Origin of the sequence: Streptomyces sp. NPDC001714 (assembly GCF_042892755.1) — a bacterium.
Classification (GTDB): Bacteria; Actinomycetota; Actinomycetes; order Streptomycetales; family Streptomycetaceae; genus Streptomyces.
Genome location: NZ_JBIAUL010000011.1, coordinates 192,363 through 203,024 on the forward strand (window position 1 = coordinate 192,363; position 10,662 = coordinate 203,024).

Annotated in this window: 7 protein-coding genes; 2 read left to right on the top strand and 5 right to left on the bottom strand. The window is 71.7% G+C overall.

From position 1 onward, the window contains the following. Nucleotides 1–109 precede the first annotated feature (109 nt). The 4 genes from ACFY0P_RS27920 to ACFY0P_RS27935 all read right to left on the bottom strand — a co-directional run bounded on the left by ACFY0P_RS27920 (nucleotide 110) and on the right by ACFY0P_RS27935 (nucleotide 6,058). A complete protein-coding gene (locus ACFY0P_RS27920; RefSeq protein ID WP_388918640.1) occupies nucleotides 110–2,443 on the bottom strand; it encodes a GH92 family glycosyl hydrolase in 2,334 nt (777 codons plus the stop codon). A gap of 290 nt (nucleotides 2,444–2,733) precedes the next feature. Beyond that, nucleotides 2,734–3,954 (bottom strand): glucose-1-phosphate adenylyltransferase, encoded by a 1,221-nt coding sequence (glgC, locus tag ACFY0P_RS27925; protein ID WP_388918643.1) that lies wholly within the window; start codon nucleotides 3,952–3,954, stop codon nucleotides 2,734–2,736. Between the two features lie 104 nt (nucleotides 3,955–4,058). Next, nucleotides 4,059–5,210, bottom strand: a complete 1,152-nt coding sequence (gene glgA / locus ACFY0P_RS27930; RefSeq protein ID WP_388919062.1) for a glycogen synthase — start codon at nucleotides 5,208–5,210, stop codon at nucleotides 4,059–4,061. Nucleotides 5,211–5,248: 38 nt separating this feature from the next. Then, nucleotides 5,249–6,058, bottom strand: a complete 810-nt coding sequence (locus ACFY0P_RS27935) for a (2Fe-2S)-binding protein (RefSeq protein WP_388919065.1) — start codon at nucleotides 6,056–6,058, stop codon at nucleotides 5,249–5,251. Between the two features lie 211 nt (nucleotides 6,059–6,269). Here ACFY0P_RS27935 and ACFY0P_RS27940 point away from each other — a divergent pair, with 211 nt between their 5' ends. Then, nucleotides 6,270–7,415: a DMT family transporter gene (locus ACFY0P_RS27940; RefSeq protein ID WP_388918646.1), complete on the top strand. Its 1,146-nt coding sequence runs from the start codon at nucleotides 6,270–6,272 to the stop codon at nucleotides 7,413–7,415. Here the strand turns inward: ACFY0P_RS27940 and ACFY0P_RS27945 are convergent. Continuing rightward, nucleotides 7,405–8,610: a transglycosylase family protein gene (locus tag ACFY0P_RS27945; RefSeq protein ID WP_388918649.1), complete on the bottom strand. Its 1,206-nt coding sequence runs from the start codon at nucleotides 8,608–8,610 to the stop codon at nucleotides 7,405–7,407. The genes ACFY0P_RS27940 and ACFY0P_RS27945 overlap by 11 nt on opposite strands. Before the next feature lie 353 nt (nucleotides 8,611–8,963). On the opposite strand from ACFY0P_RS27945, the gene gndA reads away from it, so the two are divergent. Beyond that, nucleotides 8,964–10,403, top strand: coding sequence for an NADP-dependent phosphogluconate dehydrogenase (gene gndA / locus ACFY0P_RS27950; RefSeq protein ID WP_388918652.1), 1,440 nt, complete (start codon nucleotides 8,964–8,966; stop codon nucleotides 10,401–10,403). Nucleotides 10,404–10,662 lie beyond the last annotated feature (259 nt).

Genomic DNA, 10,662 nt, shown 5'->3' on the forward strand with positions numbered 1-10,662 from the left:
TCAAACGCCGACTCACGATTACGGTCAAGTACGATTACGCTACGCTCAGTTAACAGCAGATTAAGTCCCGCCTCCTCCGAAAGAGGCGGGACACCTGCGACACCTGAGGTCACTTCAGCGCCGGTGGTCCCGCCTCGGGTGACGTACCCCACTCTGACGGGCGCGGGCCGACCGTGAACGCCAGCGACCGCAGGGAGCGCAGCGCACCGGTCGTCAGATAGGTACGGCCGTAGTCCGATCCGTCGGTCCGGGCCGACTGTACGTACCGGTCGGCGGCCGAGGTGCCCGGTGCGGTCACCGTGAACCCGCCGCTCGGCCAGAAGCGGCGGTCGAGGCGGACGTCGGCCCGGTCGAAGACGGGCGTGGACAGGCCCCAGGTGCCGTAGCCGGGCTGCACGGGGAAGAGGCCGAGGGACGACAGGACGTTCCAGGCGGACATGGTGCCGAGGTCGTCGTTGCCGGTCATCCCGGTCGGGCCGTCGGTGAACAGGGTCAGCGCCGCGTGCACCACGTCGGTGGTCTTCCAGGGCTGGCCGGTGGAGAGGTAGGTGTACGGGGCGATCAGGTCGGGCTCGTTCATGGGGTTGTAGACGGCCGCGTTGTAGTAGGTGTACGCGTTGCCGTGCACCCACACCTCGCGCGCGGTCCGCTCCGGGTCGGCGAGCAGCCTGTCGTACGCGAAGAAGGAGTCCAGCCGGGCGTTGGTGGCGCGTTCGCCGCCGATCAGGGAGATCACGCCGGGCAGGTCCTGTGGGACGAGCCACTGGTACTGCCAGGCGGTGCCCTCGTGGAAGCCGATGCCGCGGGCCGGGTCGGGGTCGCCGGTGAAGAGGCCGGAGGCGTCGCGGGCGCGGAAGAAGCCGGTGGAGGGGTCGAAGACGTTGCGGTAGTTCTGCGCCCGGGTGGCGTACCGGGCCGCGTCCTCGACATGGCCGAGGTCCCGGGCCATCTGCCCGAGCATCGCGTCGGACAGCGCGTACTCCAGGGTGACGGAGGCGCCGTGGTCGTAGTCGGAGTCGCCCACCTTGGTGTGCGGGCGACCCTTGAAGTACGGCGCGAAGCCGTCGGCGAGGTACTCGGCGTTGGCCTCACGGCCGACCCCGGCGTTGGCGGCCGGCGGCACGCCGTCGGCGTTCTTCCTCAACGCCCGGTAGGCCCGCTCCTCGTGGCCCTTGAGCAGGCCCAGCTGGTAGGCGGTGGTCAGGAAGGGGGTGACCGGGTCGCCGGTCATGATGTTCGTCTCGACCGTGCCGTAGCCCCACTTGGGCAGCCAGCCGCCCTCCTCGTCGATCTTCAGCACCGACAGGGCCATGTCGCGGGCCTCGCGCGGGGCGAGCAGGGCCAGCGCCTGGGCCTGGGTGCGGTAGGTGTCCCAGAGCGACCAGTTCTGGTAGTGCGTGAACCCCTGGGCGCGGTGGATCCGGCGGTCCCAGCCGGTGTAGCGGCCGTCGGCGTCCTCGCCGACGTTGGGCGCGAGGAACGTGCGGTACAGGGACGAGTAGAAGGTACGGCGCAGGGTCGGGGAGCCGCCCTGGACGCGGACGTCGGCGAGCCGCCGCTCCCAGGCGTCCCGCGCGCTCTGCCGTACCGCGTCGAACGAACGGCCGCCCTCGGCGCGCAGATTGACTTCGGCGCCGTGCGCGTCGACGTACGACAGGGCGGTGGTCGCCTCGACCGTGCGGTTCCGGGTGGTGTCGAAGCGGACGTAGGCACCGTCGGCGCCGGTGCGGGAGCCGGGGGTGACCGCGGTGCCGTTCCAGGTGCCGTACGCGGTGAAAGGACGGCTGAAGCGGGTGACCGTGTAGACGGTGTACGGGGCGGTCTCGCGGCAGAAGCCGTGGCCGGTGATCCGGGTGCGGACGGTGTGGTCGTCGAGGATCTCGACGTCGCTGCCGACCGGCTTGTGCAGCGCCTGGCGGGCGTTGAGCAGGACGTTGGCCTTGCCGGTGGCCGGGAAGGTGTAGCGCTGCACGCCGGTGCGGGCGGTCGCGGTCAGCTCGGCCGTCACGCCCGAGTCGAGGCCGACGCGGTAGTAGCCGGGGCTCGCCGCCTCGTCGGCGTGGTCGAACCCGGCGGCGTACTCGGCGTAGTCCGTCTGCGTGACGTCCCCGGTGGTGGGCAGCACGGGCAGGTCACCGCCGATGGCGCAGCCGACACCGGAGAGGTGGACCAGGGAGAAGCCGCGGATCCGGTGCTGGGAGTAGTCGTAGCCGGTGCTGTGCCCGGTGTCCGGGGAGAGCTGCACCATGCCGAAGGGCACGGCCGCGCCGGGGAACGTGTTGCCCTCGTCCTGGCTGCCGATGAAGGGGTTCACCAGGTCGGCGAGGTGGCCGTCGGCCGATTCGGCGGCCCCCGCGGCCGGGGCGCCGAGCAGCGCGGACGCTGTCAGCGCGGCGGCGAGGCACAGCCGGGTGCGCCGGAGAACCGAGGTGGTATGTGACATACCACTGGTCCCTCTCATGTCGGATGACCTCCGAAGTTCGACATTGCTGTCTGCATCGTGAGGGGAGAGTGGCGCAAAGTCCGGCAAATGAGGGTTATTCACTCGCAGCGCGTCGCGCACGAGTTGGGTCACGCGTGAACTGGCTCGCACATGAGTCGGTCGTACATGAGTCGCTCGCATGTGAGTCACTCGCGCGCGTCGCTCGCGCGTGAGTCACTCGCGCGGGCGTCGCTCGCGTACGGGTCGGGCCCGGCGCGGGGACGGCGCCGGGCCCATGGCGAGCGGCAGGGCTACGAGACCAGCTGCCCCTTTCCGAGGGCGATGACCCCGCCCTTGGAGACGGTGTACAGCTCCGAGTCGCGCTCTGGGTTGACGCCTATCGTCGCGCCGGGCGGGACCTCGACGTTCTTGTCCAGCACCGCGCCGCGCACCACCGCGCCCCGGCCCACGACCACGTTGTCGTGCAGGATCGACCCCTGGACCACCGCGCCCGGGTCGACCCGCACGCCCGGGGACAGCACGGACCGGGTGACCTGGCCCCGGATCAGGCAGCCGGCGCTGATGATGGACTCGCTCGCCATGCCGCCCGCGTTGAAGCGGGCCGGCGAGAGCTGGTACGAGTGGGTGTAGATCGGCCAGCTGCGGTTGAAGAGGTTGAAGGCGGGCCGCTCGGCGATCAGGTCCATGTGGGCGTCGTAGTACGCGTCGAGGGTGCCGACGTCCCGCCAGTAGCCGCGGTCGCGGCTGGTCTCGCCGGGGACGTGGTTGGTACCGAAGTCGTAGAGCTGGGCCTCGCCGCGGGCGGTGAGCTGGGGCAGGATCGAGCCGCCCATGTCGTGCACCGAGCCGTCGTCCTCGGCGTCCCGGTGCAGGGCCTCCACCAGGGCCTTGGTGGTGAAGATGTAGTTGCCCATGGAGGCGAAGACGCAGTCCGGGGCGTCCGGCAGGCCCGGCGGGTCGGCGGGCTTCTCCAGGAAGGTCTCTATCGTCTGCCCGTCCGAGCCCGGGGTGATCACACCGAACGCCGAGGACTCCACGCGCGGGATGCGGATGCCCGCGACCGTGACCCCGGCGCCGCCCTCGATGTGCTGCTCCAGCATCTGCCGGGGGTCCATGCGGTAGACATGGTCCGCACCGAACACCGCGACGTAGTCGGGCTGTTCGTCGTGGACGAGGTTGAGGGACTGCAGGATGGCGTCCGCGCTGCCCAGGTACCAGCGCGGGCCGAGCCGCTGCTGGGCCGGGACCGGGGTGACGTAGTTGCCGAGCAGGCTGGACATCCGCCAGGTGGTGGTGATGTGCCGGTCCAGCGAGTGCGACTTGTACTGGGTCAGCACGCAGATGCGCAGCACGTCCGCGTTGACGAGGTTGGACAGCACGAAGTCGACCAGGCGGTAGGTACCGCCGAAGGTGACAGCTGGTTTGGCTCGGTCGGCGGTCAACGGCATCAGGCGCTTGCCCTCTCCGCCGGCGAGCACGATCCCGAGTACCGACGGTCCACCACGACGCATGGCCGCTCCCCTCACCCTGGTGCTCCATGCTTGCCCTGGGAGCACATCCACTAAGCCTGCACCGGGATCACGTCGAACAGGCGGCCTGTTCGTTACGCCTGTCGTTACGCCTGCTTGAGGATCTCCTCGTAGAGCCGGACCGTGCGCCGGGCCACCGCGTCCCAGCCGAACTCCCCCACGGCGCGCTCCCGTCCGGCCTCGCCCATCCGGCGGGCCGTCTCCCGGTCGCCGACGACGGCGTCCAGCGCCCGCGCCAGGCCGTCCTCGAAGTCGTCGTCCAGGTCGACCAGCAGGCCCGTCTTGCCGTCCTCGACGACCTCGGGGATACCGCCGACCCGGGACGCCACCACGGGCGTGCCGCAGGCCATCGCCTCCAGGTTGACGATGCCGAGCGGCTCGTAGACCGAGGGGCAGGCGAACACGGCCGCGTGGGTGAGGAGTTGGATGACGTCGGCGCGCGGCAGCATCTGCGGGATCCAGTGCACGCCCTCGCGGGCCCGGCTCAGCTCCGCGAACAGCTCGCGGAACTCCCGGTCGATCTCCGGGGTGTCGGGCGCCCCCGCACACAGCACGACCTGCGCCGCCGGGTCGATGTCCCGTACCGCGCGCAGCAGATGGGGCACGCCCTTCTGGCGGGTGATCCGGCCGACGAACAGCACGTACGGGCGGCCGGGGTCGATGCCGACGCGGGCCAGGACGTCGGTGCCGCGGTCCGGGCGGTAGAGGGCGGCGTCGATGCCGTTGTGCACGACGTGGACCTTCGCCGGGTCCAGGGCGGGGTAGCAGTCGAGGATGTCCGCGCGCATCGCCCCGGACACCGCGATCACGCCGTCGGCGGCCTCGATCGCGCTGCGCTCGGCCCAGCTCGACAGGGCGTAGCCGCCGCCGAGTTGCTCGGCCTTCCAGGGCCGCAGCGGCTCCAGCGAGTGCGCGGTCACCACGTGCGGGACGCCGTACAGCATCTTGGCGACGTGGCCGGCCAGGTTGGCGTACCAGGTGTGGGAGTGGACGAGCTCGCGGCCTTCGAGGCCCGCGGCCATGGCGAGATCCACGGAGAAGGTGCGCAGCGCGTCGTTGGCGGTGTCCAGGGCGGACCAGGGACGGTGCCGGACGACGCCGACCCCGCGGCCCTCGCCCCAGCAGTGCACCTCCAGGTCGACCAGGGGCCGCAACTCCCTGGCGAGGAACTCCACGTGAACACCCGCGCCGCCGTAGACGTCCGGGGGGTACTCCCGGGTCAGCAGTCCGACTCGCACCCGCAACCCCTCGCTCTCCACGGCCGGTTGTTCCATGGTCACCCAGATACGGCGCGCGGGGAAGAGCGCGGTGGTTGTGTGAAACAACAGTCACCGCAGACCCCGCCGCCCGGTACCCGGTAGTAGAGGCAGCAGCTGCGGCGCCGGAAGGCCAGGCCGGTGCGGGTGCCGGTGGCGCTCAGCAGGGGGTGCGCGAAGAGGGCGTCGGCGAGGGCGCGGGTCCGGGCGGCCGTATCCGCACAGTCGTTCGCACGCGCCCAGCGGTCCAGCTCCCGTGCGGCACCGGCCAGCGCGGAGCCGGCGTTGCCCCACAGCAGGCCCGCGGCGAGACCGTAGCGGTCCCGCAGGGCTTCCCCGAGGGGTTCGAGGTGACCGCGTACGACGGCCCGTACGACCGCGTCGGCGAGTGTGGCCGGGTCGGCAGCGCCGGGCAGCGCGCGCACCTCGGTGAGCCAGAGGTCGTCGGGGGCGGTGGCAGCGGTGTCCCAGCGGAGCAGGCCCGGGTCGAGGTCGGGAAGGCGGCCGTAGCGGACGGCGCAGCCGAGGGCGACGGACCAGAGCCGGGCGGCCAGTGCCTGATGGGCGATGGAGGCGGCGACCCGGGGTTCGGTGGCACGCAGACGCCTCGAGACGGCATCGACACGGAAAGTCAGGGCATTTCCATAAACATCCGATGTGAGTTTTTTATAGGCCTTTGCCAGCGTCGCGAGTTCGTCGATCCGCGCCGCGTCGGAGCCTCCTACCTCCGATCGGAGGGTGCGCAGGAGGAAGAAGCCGCCGAGCGGGCGGAGCGCGGCGAGACCGGGGTCCAGGTCCTCGAACAGGTCCACGAACAGCAGTAGTACCAGGGATCCCGGGGTCCCGGACGCACACCGCCTCCACCCGGCGGCCCCCACCCTGGGGATGATCGGGATCCCCTCGTACTCCATCGGTAGTAGGACCCATTAGGTGCTCAGGTACGACGACGGGAAGCACCCGGACCGGCAGAGTGTTGCTCATGGAAGCCGACCGATCACCGCGTGGGTCCACACGGTCCCGCCTGACGCAGAGGAGCCGAGTATGAGTGCCCTCGCGTTGTCCGTGTTGCTTTCCTTCGTCTCCGCCGTCGCCTACGCCGGCGGAGCGATCGTGCAGGAGCAGGTGGCGGTCTCCTCCCCCGACGAGCCGTACGCGCCGCTGCGCCGCCCGAGCTGGTGGGGAGCGATGGCGCTCAACGGCCTCGGCGGCCTGCTGCACGTGGTGGCGCTGGCCTACGGCCCGCTGAGCCTGGTCCAGCCGCTGGGCGCGCTCACCATCGTGTTCGCGCTGCCCATGGCGGCCCTGTTCGTCGGCCGCAGGGCCGGGACGACCGCCTGGCGGGGCGCGATCATGGCGACGGTCGGTCTGGCGGGTCTGCTCTCCCTGGTCGGCTCCTCCGACTCGCACGCCCTGGACTCCGCCGGGCGGATCGGGGTCGCGCTGGTCACCGGCGCGGCGGTCGTCGCGCTGATGGTCGCGGGCCGGGCCGCGCACCGCCACCCCGCGGTGCGCAGCGTGCTGCTCGCCGTCGCGTCCGGCATAGCCTTCGGCATGTCCTCGGTGTTCACCAAGGTCGTGGCGATCGACTGGGACGGCGGGATCGCCACCGCCGACCTGCTCTGGCTGTCCGTGATCGGCGCCTACGCGGTCGCGGGCGTCCTGATCTCCCAGGCCGCCTACCGCGGCGGCGGCCTGGCCGCGCCCCTGGCCACGCTGACCGTGGTCAACCCGGTACTGGCCGCTGCGGTCGGCATCACGATGTTCGGCGAGACGTTCCGCTACGGAGCGACGGGCACCCTGCTGGCGCTGGGCTGCGGTGTGGTGGCGGCGGGCGGCCTGATCCTGCTGACGACCGAGCGCATCGAGCGCACCCCGCACCCGGCCCGGCCGGTGCCGGAGTCCGCCGTGGCCGAGGTGTCGCCCGAGCCACTGGTCGAGGCGCTGGTGGAACTGGCCGAGGCGGGACTGGCGCAGGCCGAGCCGGCGGGTGCCGGGTCGGCTGCGGTCCGTCCGGTGGACGACGCCGCCGGGCACCCTGTGTTGACCTCACTTGTCGAGATGCCGCAGCAGCGGTCGGGGTCCGCGTCGCCGGACGTGGTCCCGCCCGTGGCCGATGTGCTGCTGCCCGCCGCCGACTACGTGCACGGTCCGCTCCTGGACCGGCGCCGGTTGCGGATCAGATCCTGACGCCGCCGGCCCGGAGATAGGCGACCGGGTCGACGTCCGTGCCGAAACCGGGCCCCGTCCGCACCTCGAAGTGCAGATGCGGGCCCGTGGCGTTTCCGGTGGAGCCCGAACGGCCGATCCGCCGGCCCGTGGAGACGCTCTGCCCGGCCCGCACGGAGATCGCCGACAGATGGCCGTACTGCGTGTAACGGCCGTCGGCGTGCCGGATCACCACCTGGTAGCCGTAGGAGCCGCCCCAGCCCGCCGTGACGACCTGCCCGGCCTCGACCGCCCTGACGGAGGTGCCGGTGGGCACGAGGAAGTCGACGCCGGTGTGGTAGCCCTTCGACCAGTGCGAGCCGGCCGCGTGGTAGGGGGTGCCGATCGGGGCGTCGACGGGGGCGACGAGGGAGTGACCGGTGTGCGTGGCGGCCTTGGCCGTCCCTTCCTTGGTCCTGCTCCTGGCCTCGGTCTTCGGGTGGGCCTTGGTCTTGGCGGCCGCCTTCTTCGCCGCCGATTCGGCCTGTGCGGCCCGGCCCGTCAGGCTCAGCCGCTGTCCCGGCAGGATCAGGTCGGGGTCGGGGCCGACCGTCGTGCGGTTGGCCGCGTACAGCCGGTGCCAGCCCCCGGCCACGTCGTGTTCCTCGGCGATTCCGGAGAGCGTGTCGCCGTGCACCACGGTGTACATCTCGGCCTTGCCGGCCCTGGACTGCGGTGTGGTCTGCGGCTGTACGTCCCGTACGGAACTCTTCGCGGAGCTCTTGGCCGAGCTCTTCGCGGCGTGGTTCGTCGCGGGGTGGGTGGCGGCGCTCTCGGTGTGCACGTCGGGGGTGTCGCCGCCGCGGGTCAGCCCGGCCCGCACCGAGCAGACCGGCCAGGCGCCCGGCCCCTGGCCGTCGAGCACCTTCTCCGCCACCGCTATCTGCTGGTCCTTGGTGGCGAGGTCGGCGCGCGGCGCGTACCTCGTGCCCCCGTAGGCCTCCCAGGTGGACTGGGTGAACTGGAGCCCGCCGTAGAATCCGTTGCCGGTGTTGATGCCCCAGTCGCCGCTGGACTCGCAGGCGGCGACCCGGTCCCAGGTGGACACGGAGGCCGCGTCGGCGCTCGAGGCGGCGGCGAGCGGGAGCGCGAGGCCGGCGCCGCCCGCCGTGACCGTGAGCGAGGCGCGGTTGATCCTGTTCGGCTGGTACCGGCGGTGCCGGCCGCGTTCGGCCATGTCTGAAGCCCCCCTCGCCACACGCGTCAGGAAGGCCAAAAGTAAGTGCCCCGAACAGGCCATGACAAGACGGCAATCAGCCGCCTCTCGCCCCTGGGGGCTCGGCCGTCCCGCCCGAACGGGTCTGGAGCGGATGGGCGTTGACACACCGTCAGCCATATGGGTGCGACGGGACGTCCGGGAAGCGTTTCACGAGGTTACTGAGCCGTCGGACCCGTCCGGTCCGTATCTGCAAGTGCGGCCGGTCGAACGGCGGGTCAGGATGGCCTTTGGGCAATACTGGCGGGCATGAGCGGCGGCAGCATCCCTTGCACGTTCTACGGGATCGACTTGATTCTTGAGGAGCAGGCGGTATGAGCACTTCGGCGCAGATCGGCGTCACGGGTCTCGCGGTCATGGGCCGCAACCTCGCCCGGAACTTCGCGCGCAACGGCTACACGGTGGCGTTGCACAACCGCACGGTGTCGAAGACACACGAGTTGGTGGAGAACTTCGGGGACGAGGGCGACTTCATCGCGGCCGAGACCGCCAAGGAGTTCGTGGCGGCGCTGGAGCGGCCGCGCCGGCTGGTCATCATGGTCAAGGCGGGCGGTCCGACGGACGCGGTGATCGAGGAGTTCGCACCGCTCCTGGAGCCCGGCGACATGATCATCGACGGCGGCAACGCGCACTTCGCGGACACCCGGCGCCGCGAGAAGGCGCTGCGCGAGCAGGGCATCCACTTCGTGGGCATGGGCGTGTCCGGCGGTGAGGAGGGCGCGCTGCACGGCCCGAGCATCATGCCGGGCGGTCCGAGGGAGTCGTACGACTCGCTGGGCCCGATGCTGGAGAAGATCTCGGCGAAGGCGGCCGACGGCGCGCCCTGCGTGACACACATCGGCCCCGACGGCGCCGGGCACTTCGTGAAGATGGTCCACAACGGCATCGAGTACGCCGACATGCAGCTGATCGGCGAGGCGTACCAGTTGCTGCGCGATGTCGCCGGGTACTCCCCCGCGCAGATCGCGGACATCTTCCGCACGTGGAACACGGGCCGGCTCGACTCGTACCTGATCGAGATCACGGCGGAGGTGCTGGCGCACGTGGACGCCGCGACCGGCAAGCCGTTCGTGGACGTGGTGGTGGACCAGGCGGAGCAGAAGGGTACCGGCCGCTGGACCGTCCAGATCGCGCTCGACCTGGGCGTGCCGGTGTCGGGCATCGCCGAGGCGGTCTTCGCGCGCTCGCTGTCCGGTCACGCCGATCTGCGGGCCGCGTCCCGCGGGCTGGCGGGGCCGAAGCCGAAGGCGCTGTCCGAGGCGGAGGCGGGGGCGTTCGCGGACCGGGTGGAGCAGGCGCTGTACGCGTCGAAGATCGTGTCGTACACGCAGGGCTTCCACGAGATCCAGGCGGGCAGCGACGAGTACGACTGGGACATCGACCTCGGGGCGGTGTCCTCGATCTGGCGCGGCGGCTGCATCATCCGGGCGGCGTTCCTGGACCGGATCCGGGCGGCGTACGACGCGCGGGCGGACCTGCCGAGCCTGCTGTCGGACGAGACGTTCGCGCGGGAGATCGCGGAGGCGCAGGACGACTGGCGTGAGGTGGTCGTCGCGGCGACGCGGGAGGGGGTTGCCGTGCCTGGGTTCTCGGCGGCGCTGGCGTACTACGACGCGTTGCGGGCGGAGCGGTTGCCTGCGGCGCTGACGCAGGGGCAGCGGGACTTCTTCGGGGCGCACACGTACCGGAGGGTGGACCGGGAGGGGGCGTTCCACACGCTGTGGGGCGGGGACCGCTCGGAGGTCACGGCGTAGCGTCGGGCCGCGTTTGCGGGGTGCGGGTGGGCTGCGGGTTCGCGCAGTTCCCCGCGCCCCCGAGCCGGGCTGAGGCCGGCGGTCGGGTGCCGGTGCGTCGTGGGTTCTCGCGCAGTTCCCCGCGCCCCCGAGCCGGGCTGAGGCCGGCGGTCGGGTGCGGGCGCGTCGTGGGTTCTCGCGCAGTTCCCCGCGCCCCCGAGCCGGGCTGAGGCCGGCGGTCGGGTGCGGGCGCGTCGTGGGTTCTCGCGCAGTTCCCCGC